Consider the following 23,156-nt stretch of genomic DNA (forward strand, 5'->3'; position numbering starts at 1 on the left):
TCCACTGTCGGTGGCGGGTCGTAGGCTCGACGCATGCGTCCAGTCACCGATCTCCAGCGCCGGGTGGCCCCGTTCAAGGTCGAGTCCGACTACGAGCCGTCCGGTGACCAGCCGGCGGCGATCCGGGAGATCACCGAGCGGATCAACAGCGGCGAGAAGGACGTCGTGCTCCTCGGCGCGACCGGCACGGGCAAGACCGCCACCGTCGCCTGGGTGGCCGAGCAGGTGCAGCGTCCGGTGCTGGTGCTGCAGCCCAACAAGACCCTCGCCGCGCAGTTCGCCAACGAGCTCCGCCAGCTGTTCCCGCACAACGCCGTCGAGTACTTCGTCTCCTACTACGACTACTACCAACCCGAGGCCTACGTCCCCCAGACCGACACCTACATCGAGAAGGACTCCTCGATCAACGAGGAGGTCGAGCGGCTGCGCCACAGCGCGACCAACAGCCTGCTCACGCGCCGCGACACGATCGTGGTCTCGACGGTGTCGTGCATCTACGGCCTCGGCACCCCGCAGGAGTACGTCGACCGGATGCTGCGACTCAAGGTCGGCGAGGAGCACGACCGCGACTCGGTGCTCCGCCGCCTGGTGGAGATCCAGTACACCCGCAACGACATGTCGTTCACCCGCGGCACCTTCCGGGTCCGCGGCGACACCCTCGAGATCTTCCCGGTCTACGAGGAGCTCGCCGTGCGCGTGGAGTTCTTCGGCGACGAGATCGAGCGGCTGATGACGCTCCACCCGATCACCGGCGAGGTGATCTCGGAGGACACCGAGCTCCACGTCTTCCCGGCCACCCACTACGTCGCCGGTCCCGAGCGGATGGAGCGCGCGATCCGCGGCATCGAGCTCGAGCTCGACGACCAGCTCGCGGTGTTCGAGAAGCAGGGCAAGCTGCTCGAGGCGCAGCGCCTGCGGATGCGCACGACCTACGACGTCGAGATGATGCGCCAGGTCGGATCGTGCTCGGGCATCGAGAACTACTCGATGCACATGGACGGCCGCACGCCCGGCAGCGCCCCCAACACCCTGCTCGACTACTTCCCCGAGGACTTCGTCCTCGTGATCGACGAGTCCCACGTGGCCGTCCCGCAGATCGGCGGGATGTACGAGGGCGACATGTCGCGCAAGCGCAACCTCGTCGACCACGGCTTCCGGCTGCCGAGTGCGATGGACAACCGTCCGCTGCGCTGGGAGGAGTTCCTCGACCGGATCGGCCAGACGGTCTACCTCTCGGCGACCCCGGGCAACTACGAGCTCGACAAGGTCGGCGGCATCGACAACACCGTCCAGCAGATCATCCGCCCGACCGGCCTGATCGACCCCGAGGTCGTGGTCAAGCCGACCAAGGGCCAGATCGACGACCTCATCCACGAGATCCGCACGCGGTCGGAGAAGGGCGAGCGCGTCCTGGTCACGACGCTCACCAAGAAGATGTCGGAGGACCTCACCGACTACCTCCTCGACGCCGGCATCCGCACCCGCTACCTCCACTCCGAGGTCGACACGCTGCGCCGCATCGAGCTGCTCCGCGAGCTGCGGATGGGGGAGTACGACGTCCTCGTCGGCATCAACCTGCTCCGCGAGGGCCTCGACCTGCCGGAGGTGTCGCTGGTCGCGATCCTCGACGCCGACAAGGAGGGCTTCCTGCGCTCCGACAAGTCGCTCATCCAGACCATCGGCCGTGCCGCACGCAACGTCTCCGGCCAGGTCCACATGTACGCCGACAAGATCACGCCGTCGATGGAGCTGGCGATCCAGGAGACCAACCGTCGCCGTGCGATCCAGGTCGCCTACAACGCCGAGCGCGGGATCGACCCCCAGCCGCTGCGCAAGAAGATCGCCGACATCACCGAGATGCTCGCCCGCGAGGACGAGAACACCGAGGCGCTGCTCAAGACGTGGGCCGACGTCGGCCAGAAGGGCCGCGCCGGGGGCGTCAAGGCCGGCAAATCCCCGACCCCCGCCCTGTCGCGGATCCACTCCGACCAGCCCGACACCGCCGGCATCCCGTCGACCGACCTCGCCGAGCTCATCCAGGGCCTGACCGAGCAGATGAAGCAGGCCGCCGCCGACCTCCAGTTCGAGGTGGCGGCCCGCCTCCGCGACGAGATCAGCGACCTCAAGAAGGAGCTCCGCCAGATGATGGAAGCGACGAAGTGAGGAGAGGGCCTCGAGCGAGGAACGAGCTCGAAAGGTCCTCGACGAGCGAGGAGCTGCGCGCGAGCGAAGCGAGTGCGCCGGCGACGAAGTGACGAGCGGCGTGGCCCGCTAGAAACCCTCTTCGCGGCGCTTGAGCTCCTTGCGCTCCTTCTTCTCGATCCGCTTCACGTGCTCGTCGATGATGTCGCGCTTGTTGGCCTGGATGCGGATGAGGTTCATGAGGGCGAAGCCCGTCGGGAAGATCGGCCACGGAAACCCCATGAACATGGTGGCGGCCCAGATCGTCCAGAGCAGCACGGAGAGACCGACGAACCCCATGAGGGCCTCGCGCCGGTCGCTCTCCCACTTCCGCTCGGCCTGCTCCAGCAGGGAGCGCGGGCCCGACTGGGGCTCCCGAGCGACGGGGAGGTCCTCGACGAGCGGCAGGAGCTCGCCGAGCGTCCGGCTGGTCATCGCGGCCTCCGCGCGCTCGTCGTACTCGCTGCGGGTGAGCCGGCCCTCGGCGAACGCGTCGGCGAGCACGGTCTCGATGACGGCGCGGTCCTTGTCGGACGCGCGCATCGTCGTGTTCGCGGGCAGGCGGGGGTCGTGGTCGAACTGGCTCCACACCTCGATGCCCGGCACCGCTCCATCGTAGGCACCCCCACCCATCCGGATGGATGCGGAGTGTCATGGTTCGCACCACTCGCTAGCGTCTGGCCCATGAGCACTCCCATCGACCTCGGTCGCCCCGTCCAGGGCGACGTCATCGACCTGATCCTCGACGACCACCGCCGCTTCGAGGCGCTGCTGCGCGACCTGCGCGACAGCACCTCCGACCGCGACGAGGTGCGCAAGGCCCTTGCCGCCCTGCACGTCGCGCACGCCGAGGCCGAGGAGCAGCACGTTTACCCCAAGCTGCGGCGCAAGGACGCGATCACCGAGCACGAGGCGGAGCACGGCGAGGAGGAGCACGCGGAGGGCCACGAGGCGATGCTGGCCGTGCTGGAGCTCAAGGGCACCGACACCCAGGCGTTCGACGACGCCGTCGAGGAGCTCGCCAAGAAGCTCAACCACCACCTCACGGAGGAGGAGCTGACGATCCTCAACCCGGCCCGCGAGGAGGTCAGCGAGCAGGTCCGCGCCGAGCTCGGGCTCGCCTTCGCGACCGAGCGCAACAAGCAGCTCGATGCCGACTGCGGCTCCATCGACAACGTACGACGCATCGTGCAGGCTGCCGAGAAGGAGGGCCTCCTCGACGACGAGGAGGACGACGACGAGGACTGAGCCCGGGCGCGGTCCGCGAGTGGAGGCCGCATGGACGTCGCGGGGATGCACGAGCTGTGCGCGTCCTTCCCCGGTGCGTGGCCCGACAACCCGTGGGACCACGAGCACCCGGTGTTCAAGGTCGGGCCGGCGGAGCGCGGCAAGATCTTCGCCTTCCTCGGCTCGGACAAGGTGGGCGTGAAGGCCGGCGCGACGCGGGAGGTGGCTGACGAGTGGCTGGACCGCTACCCCGACGACGCGAGCGTGATGGCCTACATCGGCCGTTCGGGGTGGAACGACCTCGCGCTCGAGGGAGGCATCCCCGACGACGAGCTGGCCGAGGCCGTCGAGGAGTCCTACCGGCTCGTGGTCTCGAGGTTGCCGAGGAAGGACCGGCCAGCCGGCTGGGAGGGCTGACCGGTGCTCAGCGGCTGCGCCGCATCATCGTGAGCCCGACCATCCGGGACACGACCATGGCGACGTAGAAGACACCGACCATCATCTCGACCATCAGCAACGCGCGTGCCTGCTCGCCGACCGCCACGATGTCCGACAGCCCGACGCTGGTGAGGGTCGAGAAGGACAGGTAGAGCAGCTCGAACCACGATCGGTCGAAACCCTCGCCGTTGACGTAGGAGTCCGGCCAGACCACCTGGACGGCGGCGTAGAGGTAGGTGAAGCCCCATGCCACGACGGTGAACGCCGCCCCCGTCGCGTAGTACTCGTCGGTGGTGACGATGTCGTCGTGGAACAGGTAGCGCAGCATCGCGTAGGAGACGTAGAAGTAGAACGGCGCGTGGAGCATGCCCGAGACGAGGACGATGGCGTCGTTCTCGTAGAAGATCGCCTCGAGCAGCGTGAAGACGATGGTGGGCGCCCCCAGGAAGAGCACGACGCGGCTCACGTGGGGCGTACGTCGCACGGCCAGGACCGCCGAACCGACGGCGAGCATCCCGATCACCCCCAGGACGGCCCCACCGACCCTCGACTCGCCGAGGAAGGGGTACGCGAGCACCTGGGCGAGCTGCGCCATCAGCAGCATCGCCGACGGGTGAGCGGTGAGGTGCCGGACGGGACGGGTCACGACAACGCAGTCTAGGGAGGCCGATCAGCGACACCGCGGCGCTCCGCTCCGCTAGGTTCGCGTCGTGGGAGGACGCAGCGGGAGGTGGCTCGTGGGCGCGCTCGCGCTCGCGCTCGTCGGCCTGCTGGTCGCGATCGGCCTCGTGGTCACCGGACGGGGCTCGACCGACGAGGACCTGACGGAGGCCCAGCGGGACGTCGCCCGAGCCGCTCGCACGGAGGCACTGGCCTTCCTGACGGTCGACCACACCAACATGGAGCCGCTCATCGAGGCGGTGCTGTCGGGCGCGACCGGCGACTTCAAGCAGCAGTACGAGTCCCAGCGCGACGAGCTCGCCAGCGAGGCCGTACGGACGAAGGCCACCTCGACGGCCGAGGTCGTGTCCCTCGGGGTCGGGGAGCTCGACGACGACTCGGCCGTCGTCCTGCTCGCGGCCAACAGCACGGTCGCCAACAAGAAGACCGGCAACGAGGGCCAGGTGCGCTTCTTCCGTCTGCGCCTCGACCTCGTCCGCGAGGGCGACCGGTGGCTGACCAGCGACGTGCGGTTCGTGAGGTGACGACGTGACGACGACCCGGGCCGCCGGAGTCCTCGCCGTGCTGGTGGTGCTGGCCGCGGCCGTGCTCGGCTGGCTGCTCTGGGGCAGTGACCACGCCGCCGGACGGGCGACGACCAGCGCCGAGTCCTCGGCGGCGACCGTGGCCTCGGCCGCGACCAAGGCGACGGTGATCGACGTCGCGACCGACGCCGCGACCCGCGCCTACAGCTACTCGTGGGAGACCCTGGGCGAGGACCGGGCCGCAGCGCGGGCGCTGATGACCCGCGACATGCAGCGTCGCTACGACCGCACGATGGCGGGCGTGGGCACCGCGAGCCGGACCGACCACACGGTCGTGTCGGCCGAGGTGGTCGAGTCGGGTCTGGTGACCGCCACGTCGTCCTACGCCCGGGTGCTGCTCTTCGTGAACCAGCGGACGGAGGGCGACACGCTCGAGGAGCCGTCGCTCGACCTCGACCGGGTGCTGGTGACGCTGGTGCGCGACGGCGACGAGTGGCGCCTCGACGACCTGGACGCCTTGTAGAGACCCCGACCGGACGGAAGGATCGCGGCGTGGACGACGTGACGACGGACCTGCTCATCATCGGAGCCGGCCCCACCGGGCTCTACTCCGCCTACTACGCCGGGTTCCGCGGGATGAGCGTGGCGGTGGTGGACTCCCTGCCCGAGCTCGGCGGCCAGATCACCGCGATGTACCCCGAGAAGGCGATCCTCGACGTCGCCGGCTTCCCCAGCGTCAAGGGCCGCGACCTCGTCGAGGGGCTCGTCGAGCAGGCGGCCTCGGCGAACCCGACGTACATCCTCGACCGCACCGCGACCACGCTCGAGCACCATGAGGACGACGTGGTGGTCACGCTCGACGACGGCACCCGCGTCACCGCGGGCGCGGTGCTGATCACCTCCGGCATCGGCAAGTTCAGCCCCCGCCCGCTGCCGGCCGGCGACGGCTGGGTCGGGCGAGGCATGGAGTTCTTCGTGCCCAGCTTCGCGCCCTACGCGGGCAAGGACGTCGTCATCGTCGGGGGAGGGGACAGCGCCTTCGACTGGGCGCAGCACCTCGAGCCGGTCGCGGCCTCGGTGACGCTGGTGCACCGCCGCGACGCCTTCCGGGCGCACGAGCGGACGGTCGCGGCGGTCAAGGACTCGAGCGTCGAGATCATCACCAACGCCCAGGTGACCGAGCTGCGTGGCGACCCCCACCTCGAGGAGGTGGAGATCAGCGTCGACGGCGAGGAGCAGCCGCGGGTGGTCGAGGCGCAGGCGCTGGTGGCCGCGCTCGGCTTCATCGCCGACCTCGGCGCCATCCAGCAGTGGGGGCTGGAGACGTCCAAGCGGCACGTGGTCGTCGACTCCTCGATGCGCACCAACCTGCCGCGCGTCTTCGCGGCCGGCGACATCACCGACTACCCCGGCAAGGTGCGGCTGATCGCTGTCGGCTTCGGCGAGGCCGCGACCGCGGTCAACAACGCGGCCGTCGCGATCGACCCGACCGCGCACGTCTTCCCCGGGCACTCCAGCGAGGGGTGACCCCCTCGGGCGGTCTGCGCCTACCGACGAGTAGGCATAATGTCCCCGTGCGCATCGCCCTGCTGTCCTACCGGAGCAAGCCGCACTGCGGCGGCCAGGGCGTCTACGTCCGGCACCTCAGTCGCGAGCTCGTACGCCTCGGGCACGAGGTCGAGGTGTTCTCCGGCCAGCCCTACCCGGACCTCGACGAGGGTGTCGTCCTCACCAAGGTGCCGAGCCTCGACCTCTACCGCGAGCCCGACCCGTTCCGGGTGCCGCACCTGCGCGAGTTCCGCGACCTGATCGACGTCGAGGAGTTCCTCACCATGTGCACGGCCGGGTTCCCCGAGCCGAAGACCTTCGCTGCGCGCGTCGCGCGCCTGATGAAGGACCGCGCCGGGGACTTCGACATCGCCCACGACAACCAGGTGCTCGCTCACGGCATCCTCGAGCTCGAGGACCTCGGGCTCCCGGTGATCGCGACGATCCACCACCCGATCACGATGGACCGGCAGATCGACCTCCAGACGGCTCCCACCCGGCGCAAGCGGCTCGCGCTGCGCCGGTGGTACGGCTTCCTGCGGATGCAGACCAAGGTCGCCAAGCGGCTGCGGAAGGTGCTCACGCCCTCCGAGTCGTCGCGCCGCGACGTCGCACGCGACTTCGGCGTCGACCCTCAGCGGGTGCAGACGATCCTCCTCGGCGTCGACGACGTGTTTGCGCCCCCGACCGCCCCGCGCGTGCCCGGCCGGATCCTCGCCATGGCCAGCGCGGACGCCCCGCTCAAGGGCATTGCGACGCTCCTCGAGGCCTTCGCCAAGCTCAGCGTGGAGCGCGACGTCTCGCTCGTCCTGGTCACCCGCCCCGAACCGGGCGGACGCACCGAGCAGCTCATCGACCAGCTCGGCATCGCCAACAAGGTGTCGTTCGTCAACGGCGTGAGCGACGCCGAGCTCGTCGAGGTGATGGGCTCGGCCGAGGTGGGGTGCGTCCCGTCGCTCTACGAGGGCTTCTCGCTCCCGACGGCCGAGCTGATGGCGTGCGCCACCCCGCTCGTGGTGTCCCGCGCCGGTGCGATCCCGGAGGTCGTCGGCGACGACGGCGTCTGCGCCGACCTGGTGACCCCGGGCGACGTCGGTGAGCTGGTGTCGGCGATCGGTGCGCTGCTCGACGACCCCGAGCGCCGTACGGCGATGGGTGCGGCGGGCCGCGCCCGCGTCGAGGAGCTCTTCAGCTGGCGGGCCGTGGCCGAGGCCACCGCCGCGGCCTACGAGGAGACGATCAGGGACTTCGAGCAGGATTTCGAGAGCGAGCAGGAGAGCCGCCGTGCTGACCGTTGACTTCGACCGGCTCGGGCTGCGCCCGGGCGACCGCGTGCTCGACATGGGCTGCGGTGCCGGCCGGCACGCGTTCGAGATGTACAAGCGCGGTGCCGACGTCATCGCCTTCGACCAGGACGCGGACGAGCTCGCGACCGTGCGCGAGTGGTTCGCCGCGATGCGCGAGGCGGGCGAGGTGCCCGCCGGAGCCGAGGCGGACGTCAAGGAGGGTGACGCGCTCGCGCTGCCCTTCGCCGACGGCGAGTTCGACCGCGTCGTCGCCGCCGAGGTGCTCGAGCACATCCACGCCGACGTCGACGCCATCAAGGAGCTCGTGCGGGTGCTGCGACCCGGCGGCACCCTCGCGATCTCGGTGCCGCGGTGGCTGCCCGAGATCGTCAACTGGAAGCTGTCCGACGACTACCACAACGCCGAGGGCGGTCACATCCGCATCTACACGGCCGAGGAGCTCATCGACAAGGTCACCAAGTCGGGCCGGCCCAACGACGGCACCCCCGGCGACGCCATGGTCTTCACCGGCAGGGACCACGCCCACGGCCTCCACACGCCCTACTGGTGGATCAAGTGCGCGGTCGGCGTCACCAACGACGACCACCCGCTCGCCAAGGCGTACCACAAGCTCCTGGTCTGGGAGATCATGAAGAACCCCAAGGCGCTGCAGTACGCCGGCAAGGTGCTCGACCCGCTGATCGGCAAGAGCCTGGTGCTCTACTTCCGCAAGCCGGAGGTCGGTCGGCCGTGACGCTGACCCGCGCGCAGGTCGAGCAGACCGCCGCGTCGATCGAGGCCGTGCAGGAGCCGTCCGGTGCGATCCCGTGGTCGGCCGGCGAGCACACGGACGTGTGGAACCACCTCGAGTCCGCGATGGGCCTGGTGGTCGGTGGTCGCCGGGACGCCGCCGAGCACGCCTTCGCGTGGGCCCGCCAGACGCAGCGGGCCGACGGCTCGTGGCCGATGAAGATCGTCGCCGGCGAGGTCGAGGACCAGTCCGGCGAGTCCAACATGTCGGCGTACGTCGCCGTCGCCACCTGGCACCACTGGCTGGTCGCGCGCGACGAGGCCTTCGTCCGGCTCATGTGGCCGACCGTGCGGCGCGCGCTCGACTGGGTCGTGTCGCTGCAGCTGCCCTTCGGTGGCATCGCGTGGTCGCAGGAGTGGCACGACGGCGCCCCCGCCTCGGTCAACGAGGAGGCACTGCTCGCCGGCTCCTCGAGCATCCACCACTCGCTGCGTGCGGGTGTGGCACTGGCCGAGCTGGTCGGGGAGCCGCAGCCCGGGTGGGAGCTCGCCGGCGGACGCCTCGGCCACGCGCTGCGCGAGCACCGCGACCTGTTCCTGGACAAGTCGACCTTCTCGATGGACTGGTACTACCCGGTCCTCGGCGGCGCCGTCCGCGGGGATGCTGCGCGTGAGCTCTTCGCCGAGCGGTGGGACACGTTCGTCGTACCGGGTCTCGGGATCCGTTGCGTGTCGACCAACCCGTGGGTGACCGGAGCGGAGACCTGCGAGCTGGTGCTGGCGCTCGAGGCCATCGGCGACCGCGAGCGCGCCGAGCAGCTGCTGGCCGACATGCAGCACCTGCGCACCGACGACGGCTCCTACTGGACCGGCTACGTGTTCCCCACGGAGGTCGACGAGGTGGGCGTCAACTGGCCGGGCGAGCAGACCACCTACACCGCCGCGGCCGTGATCCTCGCCGTCGACGCCCTGACCGACGGCACGGCCGGCGCCGACATCATGCGTGGCACGACCTTCGCGCCCGACTTCGCCGAGATCGGGCTGGAGTGCGGCTGCTCGTCAGAGCGCGTCGCCGGCCTCGCCCGCCGTACGGCGTAGCACCCGCATCGACCCGACGGCCTCCACCTCGGTGAAGGCGCCGCTGGCCAGGGCGGGCAGGTAGATGTCCTCGTAGGGCGGCCGTCCGCCGTCGGCCGGGTCGGGGAAGACGTCGTGGATGACGAGCATGCCACCGGCCGCGACCCACCGCGGCCAGGTGCGGAAGTCGGTGCGCGCCGGCTCGACGCCGTGCCCGCCGTCGATGAAGAGCAGGGAGAGCGGCGTGCGCCACCACGTGCCGACCGTCTCGGACCTGCCGACGATGGCCACGACGTGCTCCTCGAGCCCCGCGTCGTGGATGGTCCGCCGGAACGTGGGCAGCGTGTCCATCACCCCGAGGTCGTGGTCGACGAGCGTGTCGTCGTGGTGCTCCCAGCCGGCCTGGTTCTCCTCCGAGCCGCGGTGGTGGTCGACCGTGAACACCGCCCCGCCGACCTCCCGTGCGGCAGCGCCGAGCCAGATCGCCGACTTGCCGCAGTAGGTGCCGACCTCGAGGGCGGGACCGTGCGGCAGCCGCTCGCGCGCCCACTCGTGCAGCAGCTCGCCCTCGTCCTCGGGCATGAACCCCTTCGCCGCGCGGGCACGGGCGAGCAGGTCCTCCGGCATGCTCATCTCAGGCGCTCTCGCCCCGGAGCTCCTCGGGCTCCACGCCGCTGTCGGCCTCGAGCCCGTGGCGCCACGTGTTCCAGTGCCAGGTCAGGTAGCGGTCCACCGCGTGGACGGCGGCGCCGCTGCGGATGGAGTGGAAGACGTCGAAGGCGTGGTGGGTGCCGGGCAGCTCGGCGAAGACGACGGACCTCTGCGACGTACGACGGAGCGCGGCGACGAAGAGACGGGCCTGCTCGACGGCGACGAGCGTGTCGACCTCGCCGTGGATGACGAAGAAGTCCGGTGCGTCGGGCGTGATCCGCAGGATCGGCGAGGCCGCCTCGTAGACCTCGGGCGCGTCGTCCCACGTCGTCTGCATGACCCGCGGGCCGAGGAAGTAGTCGCGCATCCCGATCGCGTTGGTCAGCCCCGTCGAGCCGGCGAAGTCGTAGATGCCGTAGAACGGGACGGCTGCCTGGACGCTGGTGTCCGCGTCCTCGAAGCCGGGTTGGAAGTCCGGGTCGCCCGGGGTCAGGGCGGCGAGCGCCGTGAGGTGCCCGCCGGCGGAGCCGCCGGTGATCGCGAGGTAGTCGGGGTCGCCGCCGTAATCGGCGATGTTGTCCTTGATCCACGCGATCGCACGCTTGACGTCGACGATGTGGGCCGGCCACGGGTCGCGGGGCGACAGCCGGTAGTTGATGGCGACGCACACCCAGCCCTTGGCGGCCATCTGGTTCATCAGCGGCCGGCCCTGGTGCTCCTTGTCGCCGAGCACCCAGGCGCCGCCGTGCACCTGGAGCAGGACCGGGGCGTCCTCGATCGCGTCCTCGGCGGCCGGGAGGTAGATGTCGAGGTGCCCGCGGCGTCCCGCGTCGCTGTAGGCGACGTCGCGGATGACCCGGACGCCCTCGTCCTTGAAGCTGAACGGCCGCGCCAGGCGCCGCCACGGCGTCGCGAGGTCAGCCGGGTCGGGCGCCTGGTCGAGCTGCTCGACGTAGTCGACGCCGAGGCCCTCCACGAGCGCGTCCTCGAAGCGGTCGGCCACCTTCGCGCTCTGCTGCACCATCCGGGCGAGCCCGAGCGCGCTCGCTCCGGCCAGCGCAAGCCCGGCGGTGGCGGCGCGTCCCTGTCGGCGACCCCGGGTGAGGTGGGTCGCGATGTCCACGGCCGTCAGCGCGAGCACCTGGGGTGCGGTCTCGGTGAGCATCCAGCCCGCGAAGAACGCGGGGACGCCGGCGCGGCGACCCTTCGGAGGCCGCACGGCGTTGGCGACGAGAGCGGCGAGGACGGTCTGGCGACGCAGGAAACTCACGCGACCCACATTACTGACCAGTACTAGTGTCCTCGGCGATGACCGGGATGCATGCCGACGAGGTCCTCGTCGCCGACGAGACCGTCCGCCACCTGCTGGCCGACCAGCTGCCCGAGTGGGCCTCGCTGCCGCTGGTCCGGCTGCCCCCCGCAGGGACGGACAACCAGCTGTTCCGCCTCGGGGACGACCTCCTCGTCCGGATGCCGCGGATGCCCGGCCCTGCCGAGACGGTCGCCTTCGAGCACGAGTGGCTGCCCCGCCTGGCCGAGCACCTGCCGCTGCCCGTCCCCGCGCCACTGGCGCTGGGCGAGCCCGGGCACGGCTACCCGTGGCAGTGGACGGTCGTCCCGTGGATCGAGGGCGAGACGCCGACGCCGGACACGTTCGACCCGGAGGAGTGGGCGGTGTCGCTCGCCGCGTTCGTCCGTGCCTGCCGCGCGGTGCCCGGCATGGACGGCCCGGCGAAGACGGCGGGACGAGGGTCGCCGCTCGCCGCACACGACGACTGGGTGCGGGAGTGGGCACCACGGGCCGATCCGTCGCTCGTCGACCTCGACGCCGTGCTGGCCCTCTGGGAGGACGCCCTCGCCGCTCCGGCGTACGACGGCGAGCCGCGCTGGTTCCACGGCGACCTCCACGAGGGCAACCTGCTGGTCCGTGACGGCCGGCTGGCCGCGGTGATCGACTGGGGTGCCGCCGGTCGCGGCGACCCGGCGGTCGAGCTCAACGCGATGTGGGGCTACCTGCCGGGGGAGGTCGCCGACCTCTACCGCTCGGAGGTCGGCCTCGACGAGGCGGCCTACCGACGAGCCCGCGGCTTCGCGCTCGCCCCCTCGATCAGCGCGCTGACCTACTACCGCGACACCACACCCTGGATCGCCGAGCGCTCCCTCGCCACCCTCAGGCGCCTGCTCGCCTCGATGGACTGACCGAGCGAGGTCGGCTCACGCCGTGGCGTGCAGCCGCTCGCCGAAGAACTTCAGCACGGCGTCGACAGCCTGCTGGGAGCGCTGCTCGGTGACGGTGGAGTGGCCCTTGCCCTCGAGATCGACGCGGATGAAGGCGTCGCCGATCAGCTCGGCGAGGGTGTCGAAGCGGGTTCCCGGCAGCGGGTCGGACGCGTACTGCACGCCCAGGACCGCACAACCCTCGCGCGCCCGGCGCCGTACGACGTCCGCGTCGGCGGGGGAGAGGTTGAGGTCCGCGGCGCGACCGGGCGGCCCGATGAAGGGCGCGCTGGGCTGGCAGACCACGGGCGCGACGGTCGACTCGTCGACCATCATCGCCAGCGCGAACCCGCCGGTGAAGCACATGCCGAGCGCGCCGACGCCCGGGCCGCCGAGCTCGGCGTGCAGCTCGCGGGCCAGCGAGCGCAGCCACCCGGCGACCGGCGTCGTGACGCCGGTGGCCCACTTCGTGAACTCGCGGCTGACGCAGACCTTCGGGAACGTGCGGGCCACGTCGGCGTTGCCGAACGGCCGGCCGACGGGGCCGAACAGGTGGGGGAGCAGCACGGTGTAGCCCGCGTCCACCAGCTCCTGGCCGAAGGCGATCACGCCCGTGGTGAGACCCGGCATCTCGTGGATGACGATCACCCCCGGGCCCGAGCCGCGCCGCCACACCGGGTGGGTGGTCGGCCTCCCCGCGACGTCGTCGGTGTGCTCGGAGCGGGTCCAGCCGTCGAGTGCGTCCACGGGTGGAAATCTTCCAGCGGCCGCGACCTGTGGGAAGAGGGTGTCCAGCCTGGACACCTGGGGGTCTATCTCTTTTACCGACTCCGCGGTTACGTTGCTCCGGTCCCTCATCCACACAGAACAGGTGATCCTCGGATGTCACACTCCCGTCCCCTGCGCGGCCTCGTGGTGGCAGGCTCGATGGCGCTGGCCGCCACGACCCTCTCCGCCACCGCGGCCGTCCCCGCCACCGCCGTGGCGTCCTCGCCCGGCGCCCAGGCGTGCGCCGACTCCCACTCCGACGCCGCGGCCAACGCCCGCGTCCGCAAGGGCTCGAAGAAGGCCGAGCCGGCGCCCTTCAAGGGCACCGGCGAGGAGTACGCCAACCTCACCAACGCCGCGACCCTCGCGAGCGGGTCCGTCACCGTCCCGACGTACTTCCACGTCGTGCTGCCGGCCGCCGAGGAGGCGAACGGGATCAGCGCCGCCGAGACGCGCCTGACGACACTCGTCAACAACCAGGTCGCCGTGCTCAACGAGGCCTACGCCGGTCGCGCGGCCGGCAAGAGGTCCCCGGGCGCCTCCGCTCCGACACCCTTCACGTTCGCCCTCCAGGCCATCGACTTCTCCTACAACGACGCCTGGTACGGCGTCGTCCCCGGCGGCGTCGAGAAGGAGATGAAGGCCGCGACCCGTGTCGGCGGCAAGAACACGCTCAACGTGTGGACCGCCAACATCGGCGACGACCTGCTCGGGTGGGCGACCTTCCCGAAGAAGAGCCTGGACACCAACGACGGCGTGGTGATCCTCGACGAGTCGATGCCAGGCGGCACGGCCGGCATCTACTCCGAGGGCGACACGCTGCCCCACGAGGTCGGCCACTGGCTGGCGCTCTACCACACGTTCCAGGGCGGCTGCACCGGCCAGGGCGACCAGGTGTCCGACACCCCGGCCGAGGCGTTCCCGCAGTTCAACTGCCCGCCCGACTCGACCGACTCGTGCCTCAAGCAGCCCGGCACGGACCCGATCCACAACTACATGGACTACACGCAGGACTCCTGCATGTACCAGTTCACCCCGGGCCAGGCCGCGCGCATGAGCGACGCGTGGACGCAGTACCGCGCGAGCTGACCGCTCGGACGACGTGGACCATCCACCGTCGGTCGAGGAGTGACGGAGTCCCGTGACGAGACCTGGTCTCGTGACGGTCGTCAACGCGACTTCCTCGACCGTCGGTGGGCGTCAGAACGTGTAGCCGAAGGCCTCGCAGTCGGCCTCGTAGACCTCGCCCACCCGGTCGCGGGACGCGGCCGAGTAGTAGTCGCGATAGCTGCCGTGGGGCGACTTGTTGCGGTGCGGCACCCGGGTGGGCTCGCCGCCGAGGCGTCGCTCGACCTCCTGGAGGTCCTCGCCGAACGTCTCGGTGCGGCCGACGAAGTCGACCTCGCGGTCGCCGGCGCGCAGGTAGTCGACCTGCGGTCGGCCGACCCGCGGGAGCTCCTCGGTGCCGCGCAGCACGAACTCCTCGAAGCCGGAGTAGGCCGCCGCGGCGCGCCACATGTCGTTGCCCTGCATCTTCTCGCCGGGCGGTCGGCCGCTCGACGGTCCCCACTCGCGGTCCCAGTCCTGGATCATCGACCACCACGACACCATCCGCGCCCACGGGTTGCGCACGAAGGCGAACGACCAGTAGTCGGCCACCTGCGGCTCGGCGCGCAGGATCCGCTCGTACGGTGCGTGCCGGCCGAGCGGCGGCTTCACGCCGGGCGTCTTGCTGCGGGCGTCCGGGCAGCAGCGCTCGAAGGCCACGCCGACCGAGACGCCGCCGGTCTTGGGCACGTGCACGAAGAGCGCGCGCCGGGCGTCGGAGATCAGCACGGCGCGAGGCTAACCCACGCACGGGTGGCAGGCGGCGCCAGCCGTGCGCCCATCGCCTCGGTGCGATGATCGGCCCGTGATGACGTTCCTCGGACTCGGCCCCGGGCGCGACTTCGTGCTCCTCGCCCTGCCGAAGACCGCGAGCACGGCCCTCGAGCGGACGCTGACGCCGTACGCCACCGAGGTGGTCGGCTCACCGCCGGCGCAGAAGCACCTGCCGGCCCGCGGCTTCGTCCACACGCGGATGGAGCAGCTAGCCGCCGACGGGCACCCCCGCGAGTCCTACGAGCTGGTCACGATGTTCCGCGAGCCGATCGGTTGGCTGGAGTCGTGGTGGCGCTACCGCGCCCGCGACGGGAGCCGTCACTCGACCGCCGACATGGACTTCGAGGAGTTTGCACTGCGCTACGTCTCGGGCGACGACGAGGCGCCGGTCCCGGCCGGGCGGCCGGCGAAGTTCATCCGCGCGCAGGGGGCTGTCGCGGTCGACCGGATCTTCAGCGTCGACCGACCCGAGGTGTGGTCCGCGTGGTTCGGCGAGCGCGTCGGCGCGCCGCTGGAGTTCGAGCGTCGCAACGTGTCCTCGGCGGAACGCGGGCACCTCAGTGGTGCGACGAGGAAGCGGCTGGAGGCCTGGTTCGCCCCGGAGTACGACGTGTGGCACCGGCTTGCCGACACAGGCGAGTGGTCCGGCGCGCGCGGCACCAGGCTGGCGAAGCGGCCCCGGTCCTAACGCTCGGCCGGTCGTCAGTCGTCAGTAGGTGTAGCCGAAGAGGTCGATGTCCTCGGCGTAGACCTCGGCGACGCGCCGGCGCGTCTCGTCGGTGTAGTAGTCGTGGTAGGTGCCGTGCTTGGACTTGTTCTTGTGCACCGGCGTGCTCGGCTCGAGCCCGAGGTGGACCTGGACGCGCTGGAGGTCGGCGACGAAGTTCTCGGTGCGACCGATGAAGTCGACCTCCCGGTTGAACCTCGGGGCGCGCAGGTAGGAGATCTGCGGCGTGCCGACGCGGGGGAGCTCCTCGGTCCCGCGCATCACGAACTCGTCGAACCCGGAGTACGCCGCCGCGGCGCGCCACATCTCGTTCCCGTCGCGCATCGAGCCGTGCTTGACGTCCTGCGGCTTCCCGCTGGCGGGGCCGTGGCGCCGGTTCCAGGCGTCGATCATCGAGTACCACGACACCATCCGCGCCCACGGGTTCCGGACGAAGCCGAAGGTCCAGTAGTCGATCACCTGCGGCTCGTTGCGCAGGATCTTGCCGAGCGTGGCATGGCGACCGATCTTCTTGCTCGCCTTGCGAGCGTCCGCGCAGGCCTCCTTGACGGTCTCCTCGACCGACACGCCGCCCGTCTTGGGGACGTGGACGAAGAGGACCTTCTGGGCGTCGGAGATGAGCACGCGCCGAGGCTATCCCAGCCCGTGGGGCGGTCCGTCGCGACGCTCGCGTCTGGCACGATCGCGCGCATGTCCGCGACGACCGCCGCCACCGAGGACGCTGTCCGCGGCTATCGGCCGGTGCAGAAGCTGGTCCACTGGTTGACGGTGACGGCGGTCGCGGCCCAGTTCCTCGTCGGCTACAACCTGGACCTCGACGACGAGGGGGGAGAGGACTGCGACCCGCCGGGGGAGGACCTCAGCGGCGGCGACACCACGGACGCCTTCGAGGACCGGCTCGACCGGCTCGAGGAGGCGTGCGAGGCGCGCGCCGGCGACTACGACATGCTCGGCGGTGGGTTCGACCTCGCCGAGCTCCACCTGTTCCTCGGCCTCTCGGTGCTGGCGCTGGGCGTCCTGCGCCCGGTCGTCCGGAGGTTCGCCGGGCTGCCGCCGTGGTCGGAGCACCTGTCAGCGGGCGATCGTCGCCTCGCCGGCGCGACCGAGAAGGCGCTGATGCTGCTCCTCGTCGTCGTACCGCTCTCCGGGCTGGTGCTGCTCGGCACCGGGGACGACGCGTGGCTGCCGCTCCACGTGGCCGCGCACGTCACCTTCTTCGCGGCGCTGGCGGCGCACCTGTTCACGAACCTCCGCCCGGCGGTCCTGCGCCGGATGCTGTAGGGCCGTCAGCGGTCGAGCGGCCAGCCGCGCTGGGCCCAGCCGTTCGTGCCGCCCGCGACGTTGAGGGCGTCGAGGCCCTGCGCACGCAGGTGGTCGACGACCTGACGGCTGCGCCCACCCACGGCGCAGACGACGAAGAACGCCTGGTCCTGCGGCAGCTCGGCCATGCGGGCCGGGATCTCGTTCATCGGGATGTGCACGGCGCCGGGCACGCGCCCACCGGCCACCTCGTCGGCCTCGCGCACGTCGACGACGTACGCCCCCTGGCTGTGCGCGGCGGCGAAGTCGTCGAGGCCCACCTCGTCCTGCGGGGCGTTGGCGGCGGCCTCCTGCTGCGCGGCCACCTGCTTGCGTACGTCGTCCATGTCGAGGTCGCGCGCCTGCTGGATCACGCCGGACAGGGCCTGTGCCGGCAGGGCGCCGGCCTGGTTGAAGAGCAGCACGCCGTCGCGGAACAGCATGAGGGTCGGGATGGAGCTGATCGCCGCCATCTGGGCGAGCTGCTGCTCGGCCTCGGTGTCGACCTTGCCGAAGACGATGTCGGGGTTGTCCTCCGACGCCTTCTCGAAGACCGGCGCGAACTGGCGGCACGGACCGCACCACGCCGCCCAGAAGTCGACGAGCACGATGCCCTCACCGCTGACGGTCTGCTCGAAGTCGGCCAGGGTCAGCTCACGCGTGCTCATGACGTCCAGCGTGCCACGAGGGTGTGCGGGGCTACCAACCGCGCTCGCGCCACTCGGCGAGGTGCGGCCGCTCGTCGCCGAGGACGCCGTCCGCACCGTGGCCGGGGTGGAAGCGGGTCTCGTCGGGGAGCCGGTCGAAGACCTTGGTCTCGACCTCCCCGATGAGCTGCGCGAACGCGTCGGCGTCGCCGAAGGTCGCGCCGACGCCGCCGGGGAAGAGCGAGTCGCCGGTGAAGAGGTGCGGGTCGGGCGACACCTCGGCGTCGTCGAGCAGGAGCGCGATCGAGCCGGGCGTGTGGCCGGCGATCGGGATGACCCGCAGGTCGCAGGTGCCGACGGCCACCTTGTCGCCCTCGCCGACCCGGCGGTCGACGGGGACCCCGGTCTGCTCCTCGATCGCGTCGGCGTCGGGAGCGCCGGCGACCACGACGGCGTCCGGGTGTGCGGCCCTGACCGCTGCCAGCGCCCGGTGGTGGTCCCAGTGCTGGTGGGTCGTCACGATCGACGTCAGCGACCGGTCGCCGATCAGCCCGAGCAGGCGCTCGGGCTCCGCGGCGGCGTCGATGAGCACGAGCTCGTCGGTCTCGCCGCAGTGCAGGAGGTAGCAGTTGTTGGACATCTCCGGGTCGACGGCGACCTTGGTGAGCGTCAGGCAGCCGAGCTGCAGGACGTCGGGGTCGCCGCCGGGGGAGACGTCCCCCGTGTAGCCGTCGTTCACCATGCCTCCACCTCCGGGAGTGTGCCGTTGTCGGATGTCAGGCCGTCGCCGTCGCCCCGGCCCGTCAGCCACCAGCCGAGGTCGGCCGACGTACCGCTCACGAGGGGGCCGCCGCGCCCCTCACCGTAGTGCCACGTGCGGTCGAGGTCGGTCGGCCGGACGCCGAAGGGCGCGGGGTAGGCACGCCTGGTCATCGAGTCCAGCACGATGACGCGGAACCACTCCGGCCAGTCGGCGGCGGTGTAGCCGGTGCCCAGGTCGGCGTGGTGGATCTCGACCTCGCGCACCCGCATCAGGGGGACGTTCGCCAGCGCGAAGTCGGGGCTTCCGGGCGTCCGCTCGAAACGACCGTCCCAGTCGGCCTCCTGCATCGCCGCCAGCGCCTCCGCGAACCGGCCGGTCGCCGCGAGCAGCCGCTCGCGGAGCTCGGCAGGACCGGCGTCCGCCAGCGCGGCGATGTCGGCGTCGCGGGCCTCGCCCGAGGCGTACATCGGCCGCGGCTGTCCGACGTGGGCGCCGTGCAGCACCCCGGCCAGCCCCTCCGCGTTGAGCGCCAGGTGCGCCACCACGTGCGAGCGCGTCCAGCCGGGGAGCAGCGAGGGCTGGGCGTACGCCGAGGCGTCCAGGCCGTCGACGGTGCGGACGAGCGCTCCGTCGGCCTCCGCGATCAGGTCGGCGAGCCCGGCGGGCGGGCCTTCGGAGCGGGTCACGGCACCCATCGTGCCACCCCGCAGATCCACCCTGCCGGGTGGACGATGAGCCCCTTGTCGGTGGGGGGTCCTAGTCTGGAGTGGTGCGTCGCCTTGACCGAGGGACGCCGCCGAGGCGAACATGTGTTCGACTCGCCGACAGCCGCCAGCCGAAGGACCACCGTGGCCGACCAGCTCATCATCCGGGGCGCCCGTGAGCACAACCTGAAGGACGTCTCGCTCGACCTCCCGCGCGACTCCCTCATCGTGTTCACCGGCCTCTCCGGGTCGGGCAAGTCCAGCCTCGCCTTCGACACGATCTTCGCCGAGGGCCAGCGCCGCTACGTCGAGTCCCTCTCGGCCTACGCGCGCCAGTTCCTCGGCCAGATGGACAAGCCCGACGTCGACTTCATCGAGGGCCTGAGCCCGGCCGTCAGCATCGACCAGAAGTCGACCTCCAAGAACCCGCGCTCCACCGTGGGCACCATCACCGAGGTCTACGACTACCTCCGCCTTCTCTACGCCCGCGCCGGGCGCGCGCACTGCCCGACCTGCGGCGCCCCGATCGAGCGGCAGACGCCGCAGCAGATCGTCGACCGCATCCTCGGCCTCGAGGAGGGGCGGCGCTTCCAGGTGCTCGCGCCGGTCATCCGCGGTCGCAAGGGGGAGTACGTCGAGCTGTTCCGCCAGCTCCAGCAGCAGGGCTTCAGCCGGGCCCGCGTCGACGGTGAGACCCACAGCCTCGACGAGCCGCCGACGCTCGACAAGAAGCTCAAGCACACCATCGAGGTCGTCGTCGACCGCCTCGCCGTCAAGGAGTCGTCCAAGCGTCGCCTCACCGACTCGGTCGAGACCGCGCTGGGCCTCGCCGGCGGGCTCGTCGTGTTCGACTTCGTCGACCTCGACGCCAAGGACCCCGGCCGGGAGATGAAGTTCTCCGAGAAGATGGCGTGCCCCAACGACCACACCATCGACACCGACGACCTCGAGCCCCGGTCGTTCTCGTTCAACTCCCCGTTCGGCGCCTGCCCGGTCTGCTCGGGCCTCGGCACGAAGATGGAGGTCGACCCGGAGCTGGTCGTCCCGGACCCGGGCGCCACCCTCGGCGAGGGTGCGATCGCGCCGTGGAGCGGCGCGCACGTCGCCGACTACTTCCTCCGCCTGATCAACGCGCTCGGCGAGGAGCTCGGCTTCGACCTCAACACCCCGTGGGACCAGCTCTCACCGAAGGCCCGCACCTCGCTGCTCGAGGGCCACAAGACCAAGGTCCACGTCGTCACGAAGAACCGCTACGGCCGCCAGCGCGCCTACTACGCGGCGTTCGAGGGCGTCCGCCCCTACGTCGAGAGGCGCCACCGCGAGGCCGAGTCCGACACCAGTCGCGAGCGGTTCGAGGGGTTCATGCGCGAGGTGCCGTGCCCGACCTGCAAGGGCACCCGCCTCAAGCCGGTGTCGGTGGCGGTGACGCTCGGTGCGCGCGACCAGGGCGGCAAGAACATCGCCGAGGTCTGCGCGATGCCGATCAACGAGACCGCCCACTACCTCCGCACCGTGGACCTGTCGGTGCGCGAGCGCCAGATCGGTGAGCGGGTCCTCAAGGAGATCCAGGAGCGCCTGCAGTTCCTGCTCGACGTCGGTCTCGACTACCTCTCCCTCGACCGGCCCAGCGGCTCGCTGTCCGGCGGCGAGGCCCAGCGGATCCGGCTCGCGACGCAGATCGGCGCCGGCCTCGTCGGCGTCCTCTACGTCCTCGACGAGCCCTCGATCGGCCTCCACCAGCGCGACAACAAGCGACTCATCGAGACGCTGCTGCGGCTCAAGGAGCTCGGCAACACGCTGATCGTCGTCGAGCACGACGAGGACACCGTGCGCGTGGCGGACTGGGTCGTCGACATCGGCCCGGGTGCCGGCGAGCACGGCGGCCAGGTCGTCCACTCGGGCTCCGTGCAGGACCTGCTCGACCACCCCGACTCGATGACCGGTCAATACCTGAGCGGTCGTCGCGAGATCCCCGTCCCGGCCGTACGACGCCCGCGCACCGTCGGCCGCGAGCTGACCGTCCACGGCGCCCGCGAGCACAACCTGCAGAACGTCGACGTCAGCTTCCCGCTCGGCGTCTTCACCGCCGTCACCGGCGTCTCGGGCTCCGGCAAGTCGACCCTGGTCAACGACATCCTCTACACCTCGCTGGCCAAGCAGATCTACAACGCCCGCACCGTGCCCGGCCGGCACACGAAGATCACCGGGCTCGAGCACGTCGACAAGGTCATCCACGTCGACCAGTCGCCGATCGGCCGCACCCCGCGGTCCAACCCGGCGACCTACACCGGCGTCTTCGACCACATCCGCCGACTCTTCGCCTCGACGCCCGAGGCGAAGATGCGCGGCTACCTCCAGGGCCGCTTCTCCTTCAACGTCAAGGGAGGGCGCTGCGAGGCGTGCTCCGGCGACGGCACGATCAAGATCGAGATGAACTTCCTCCCGGACGTCTACGTCCCCTGCGAGGTGTGCCACGGAGCGCGCTACAACCGCGAGACGCTCGAGGTCCACTACAAGGGCAAGACGATCGCCGAGGTCCTCGACATGCCGATCGAGGAGGCGGCCGAGTTCTTCGCCGCCGTCCCCGCTATCGCGCGCCACATGAACACCCTCGGCGAGGTGGGTCTCGGCTACGTCCGGCTGGGCCAGCCCGCCACGACCCTGTCGGGCGGCGAGGCGCAGCGCGTCAAGCTCGCCAGCGAGCTGCAGAAGCGGTCGACCGGCCGCACGGTCTACGTCCTCGACGAGCCGACCACCGGCCTCCACTTCGAGGACATCCGCAAGCTCCTCCACGTCCTGTCCGGACTCGTCGACAAGGGCAACAGCGTGCTGGTGATCGAGCACAACCTCGACGTCATCAAGACCGCCGACTGGCTCATCGACATGGGACCCGAGGGTGGCTCGCGCGGCGGCTACGTCGTTGCGCAGGGCACGCCGGAGGAGGTCGCGGAGGTCGAGGCGAGCCACACCGGGGCCTTCCTCAAGCCGATCCTCGAGGGACGCGGCGCCAAGCAGCCCGGTCGCCCGCGCCGGGCCGCCGCCGCGAGCTCGACCCCGGCTCGCGCGACGACGACGAAGAAGACGGCTGCGAAGAAGGCTGCCACGACGAAGGCTGCTGCGACGAGGACCACGGCCAAGAAGGCCCCGGCGAAGAAGGCGGCCGCGCGCAAGAAGGCCTGACGGATCACAGGATCCTCACAGGTCCGCTCACTACTGTCTGGCCGCATGACCTCCATCAACAGACGACGTGCCCTGTCCGGATCCGCCGCTCTCGCCGTGGGGGTGCCGCTGCTGACGGCGTGCGGCAGTGACTCGACGGCCACCGACAACGGATCCTCGAGCAGTTCCAGCCCGAGCGACCAGTCGTCGCCGTCGGAGGACGGCGGCGGGTCGTCCGGCGGTGGGGCAGCCCTCGCCAGCACGTCCGACGTACCGGTCGGCGGGTGCTTCGTGGTCGCGGCCTCCAAGATCGTGGTGACGCAGCCGACCGCGGGGGACTTCAAGGCCTTCTCCGCGGTGTGCACCCACCAGGGCTGCCTGGTGGAGTCGAGCACCGAGGGCGACATCCCGTGCCCGTGCCACGGCAGCAAGTTCTCCCTCGAGGACGGGTCGCCGCAGTCCGGGCCGGCCAGCTCGCCGCTCGAGTCGGTCCAGATCACCGTCGACGGCGACTCGATCACGCAGGCCTGACGAGGTCTCGCCGCGCCCGAGGTTTGAACCCCGGGCCGGTGAGACATGATGCTCCCCGACCCGGCCGTACGGACGGGCACGAACACACGGGGGAGCA

The 23,156-nt window shown here is 71.0% G+C and carries 25 protein-coding genes; 15 read left to right on the top strand and 10 right to left on the bottom strand.

The window, feature by feature from the left end; genetic code table 11:
• Nucleotides 1-33 precede the first annotated feature (33 nt).
• Nucleotides 34-2,163, top strand: coding sequence for an excinuclease ABC subunit UvrB (uvrB, locus tag L2K70_RS17415; RefSeq protein WP_236404404.1), 2,130 nt, complete (start codon nt 34-36; stop codon nt 2,161-2,163).
• Nucleotides 2,164-2,271: 108 nt separating this feature from the next.
• Here the strand turns inward: uvrB and L2K70_RS17420 are convergent, their stop codons facing one another.
• Nucleotides 2,272-2,787, bottom strand: a complete 516-nt coding sequence (locus tag L2K70_RS17420; protein WP_236404406.1) for a DUF1707 SHOCT-like domain-containing protein — start codon at nt 2,785-2,787, stop codon at nt 2,272-2,274.
• A gap of 78 nt (nt 2,788-2,865) precedes the next feature.
• On the opposite strand from L2K70_RS17420, the gene L2K70_RS17425 reads away from it, so the two are divergent.
• Nucleotides 2,866-3,429, top strand: a complete 564-nt coding sequence (locus tag L2K70_RS17425; RefSeq protein ID WP_236404408.1) for a hemerythrin domain-containing protein — start codon at nt 2,866-2,868, stop codon at nt 3,427-3,429.
• 30 nt (nt 3,430-3,459) lie between these two features.
• A complete protein-coding gene (locus L2K70_RS17430) occupies nt 3,460-3,825 on the top strand; it encodes an MmcQ/YjbR family DNA-binding protein (protein WP_236404410.1) in 366 nt (121 codons plus the stop codon).
• A 7-nt stretch (nt 3,826-3,832) separates the two neighbouring features.
• On the opposite strand, the gene L2K70_RS17435 is transcribed toward L2K70_RS17430, so the two are convergent.
• The gene (locus L2K70_RS17435; RefSeq protein WP_236404412.1) at nt 3,833-4,492 is read right to left on the bottom strand and encodes a potassium channel family protein; all 660 of its coding nucleotides are present in this window, start codon (nt 4,490-4,492) and stop codon (nt 3,833-3,835) included.
• Nucleotides 4,493-4,556: 64 nt separating this feature from the next.
• Between L2K70_RS17435 and L2K70_RS17440 the strand changes: the two genes are divergently transcribed.
• From L2K70_RS17440 to L2K70_RS17465, 6 genes are read left to right on the top strand one after another with little or no spacing between them, the layout of a single operon-like run.
• A complete protein-coding gene (locus L2K70_RS17440; protein WP_236404413.1) occupies nt 4,557-5,051 on the top strand; it encodes an Rv1363c family protein in 495 nt (164 codons plus the stop codon).
• 4 nt (nt 5,052-5,055) lie between these two features.
• Nucleotides 5,056-5,574, top strand: a complete 519-nt coding sequence (locus tag L2K70_RS17445) for a hypothetical protein (RefSeq protein ID WP_236404415.1) — start codon at nt 5,056-5,058, stop codon at nt 5,572-5,574.
• 29 nt (nt 5,575-5,603) lie between these two features.
• Nucleotides 5,604-6,578 (top strand): NAD(P)/FAD-dependent oxidoreductase, encoded by a 975-nt coding sequence (locus tag L2K70_RS17450; RefSeq protein WP_236404421.1) that lies wholly within the window; start codon nt 5,604-5,606, stop codon nt 6,576-6,578.
• A gap of 47 nt (nt 6,579-6,625) precedes the next feature.
• Nucleotides 6,626-7,897 (top strand): glycosyltransferase family 4 protein, encoded by a 1,272-nt coding sequence (locus tag L2K70_RS17455; protein ID WP_236404424.1) that lies wholly within the window; start codon nt 6,626-6,628, stop codon nt 7,895-7,897.
• Nucleotides 7,884-8,639: a class I SAM-dependent methyltransferase gene (locus L2K70_RS17460; protein WP_236404431.1), complete on the top strand. Its 756-nt coding sequence runs from the start codon at nt 7,884-7,886 to the stop codon at nt 8,637-8,639. Before L2K70_RS17455 ends, L2K70_RS17460 begins: the two co-directional genes overlap by 14 nt.
• Nucleotides 8,636-9,733, top strand: a complete 1,098-nt coding sequence (locus tag L2K70_RS17465) for a glucosidase family protein (protein ID WP_236404433.1) — start codon at nt 8,636-8,638, stop codon at nt 9,731-9,733. Before L2K70_RS17460 ends, L2K70_RS17465 begins: the two co-directional genes overlap by 4 nt.
• Here the strand turns inward: L2K70_RS17465 and L2K70_RS17470 are convergent.
• Nucleotides 9,695-10,345 (bottom strand): class I SAM-dependent methyltransferase, encoded by a 651-nt coding sequence (locus L2K70_RS17470; RefSeq protein WP_236404435.1) that lies wholly within the window; start codon nt 10,343-10,345, stop codon nt 9,695-9,697. The two genes, L2K70_RS17465 and L2K70_RS17470, sit on opposite strands and share 39 nt — an antisense overlap.
• A 1-nt stretch (nt 10,346) precedes the next feature.
• Nucleotides 10,347-11,633: an alpha/beta hydrolase gene (locus L2K70_RS17475; protein ID WP_236404437.1), complete on the bottom strand. Its 1,287-nt coding sequence runs from the start codon at nt 11,631-11,633 to the stop codon at nt 10,347-10,349.
• A gap of 38 nt (nt 11,634-11,671) precedes the next feature.
• Between L2K70_RS17475 and L2K70_RS17480 the strand changes: the two genes are divergently transcribed.
• Nucleotides 11,672-12,562 (top strand): aminoglycoside phosphotransferase family protein, encoded by an 891-nt coding sequence (locus tag L2K70_RS17480; RefSeq protein ID WP_236404438.1) that lies wholly within the window; start codon nt 11,672-11,674, stop codon nt 12,560-12,562.
• A gap of 15 nt (nt 12,563-12,577) precedes the next feature.
• On the opposite strand, the gene L2K70_RS17485 is transcribed toward L2K70_RS17480, so the two are convergent.
• On the bottom strand, nt 12,578-13,327 hold the full coding sequence (locus L2K70_RS17485) for a dienelactone hydrolase family protein (protein ID WP_236404442.1): 750 nt from the start codon (nt 13,325-13,327) through the stop codon (nt 12,578-12,580).
• A 135-nt stretch (nt 13,328-13,462) separates the two neighbouring features.
• Between L2K70_RS17485 and L2K70_RS17490 the strand changes: the two genes are divergently transcribed.
• On the top strand, nt 13,463-14,437 hold the full coding sequence (locus L2K70_RS17490; RefSeq protein ID WP_236404444.1) for a zinc metalloprotease: 975 nt from the start codon (nt 13,463-13,465) through the stop codon (nt 14,435-14,437).
• A 111-nt stretch (nt 14,438-14,548) separates the two neighbouring features.
• Here the strand turns inward: L2K70_RS17490 and L2K70_RS17495 are convergent, their stop codons facing one another.
• The gene (locus L2K70_RS17495; RefSeq protein WP_236404446.1) at nt 14,549-15,184 is read right to left on the bottom strand and encodes a sulfotransferase family 2 domain-containing protein; all 636 of its coding nucleotides are present in this window, start codon (nt 15,182-15,184) and stop codon (nt 14,549-14,551) included.
• A gap of 76 nt (nt 15,185-15,260) precedes the next feature.
• On the opposite strand from L2K70_RS17495, the gene L2K70_RS17500 reads away from it, so the two are divergent.
• Nucleotides 15,261-15,917: a hypothetical protein gene (locus tag L2K70_RS17500; RefSeq protein WP_236404452.1), complete on the top strand. Its 657-nt coding sequence runs from the start codon at nt 15,261-15,263 to the stop codon at nt 15,915-15,917.
• A 21-nt stretch (nt 15,918-15,938) separates the two neighbouring features.
• Here L2K70_RS17500 and L2K70_RS17505 read toward each other — a convergent pair whose 3' ends face one another.
• Nucleotides 15,939-16,580: a sulfotransferase family 2 domain-containing protein gene (locus L2K70_RS17505; protein WP_236404453.1), complete on the bottom strand. Its 642-nt coding sequence runs from the start codon at nt 16,578-16,580 to the stop codon at nt 15,939-15,941.
• Between the two features lie 66 nt (nt 16,581-16,646).
• Between L2K70_RS17505 and L2K70_RS17510 the strand changes: the two genes are divergently transcribed.
• Complete coding sequence (locus L2K70_RS17510; protein WP_236404455.1) at nt 16,647-17,237, top strand: cytochrome b/b6 domain-containing protein; 591 nt, start codon at nt 16,647-16,649, stop codon at nt 17,235-17,237.
• A 5-nt stretch (nt 17,238-17,242) separates the two neighbouring features.
• Here the strand turns inward: L2K70_RS17510 and trxA are convergent, their stop codons facing one another.
• Genes trxA through L2K70_RS17530 form a run of 3 tightly spaced genes read right to left on the bottom strand, consistent with a single transcriptional unit; the run spans nt 17,243 to nt 19,351 of the window.
• Nucleotides 17,243-17,923 (bottom strand): thioredoxin, encoded by a 681-nt coding sequence (gene trxA / locus L2K70_RS21790; RefSeq protein WP_308195844.1) that lies wholly within the window; start codon nt 17,921-17,923, stop codon nt 17,243-17,245.
• A gap of 31 nt (nt 17,924-17,954) precedes the next feature.
• Nucleotides 17,955-18,644, bottom strand: coding sequence for an MBL fold metallo-hydrolase (locus L2K70_RS17525; protein WP_236404458.1), 690 nt, complete (start codon nt 18,642-18,644; stop codon nt 17,955-17,957).
• Entirely contained in the window at nt 18,638-19,351 is a 714-nt protein-coding gene (locus L2K70_RS17530; RefSeq protein ID WP_236404459.1) for a maleylpyruvate isomerase N-terminal domain-containing protein, read from the bottom strand. Before L2K70_RS17530 ends, L2K70_RS17525 begins: the two co-directional genes overlap by 7 nt.
• A gap of 162 nt (nt 19,352-19,513) precedes the next feature.
• Here L2K70_RS17530 and uvrA point away from each other — a divergent pair, with 162 nt between their 5' ends.
• Both uvrA and L2K70_RS17540 read left to right on the top strand, forming a co-directional pair.
• Nucleotides 19,514-22,549, top strand: coding sequence for an excinuclease ABC subunit UvrA (gene uvrA / locus L2K70_RS17535; RefSeq protein WP_236404463.1), 3,036 nt, complete (start codon nt 19,514-19,516; stop codon nt 22,547-22,549).
• A 45-nt stretch (nt 22,550-22,594) separates the two neighbouring features.
• Nucleotides 22,595-23,059: a Rieske (2Fe-2S) protein gene (locus tag L2K70_RS17540; RefSeq protein ID WP_236404464.1), complete on the top strand. Its 465-nt coding sequence runs from the start codon at nt 22,595-22,597 to the stop codon at nt 23,057-23,059.
• Nucleotides 23,060-23,156 lie beyond the last annotated feature (97 nt).

The sequence above is a fragment of the Nocardioides potassii genome (assembly GCF_021648885.1).
Lineage (GTDB): Bacteria > Actinomycetota > Actinomycetes > Propionibacteriales > Nocardioidaceae > Nocardioides > Nocardioides potassii.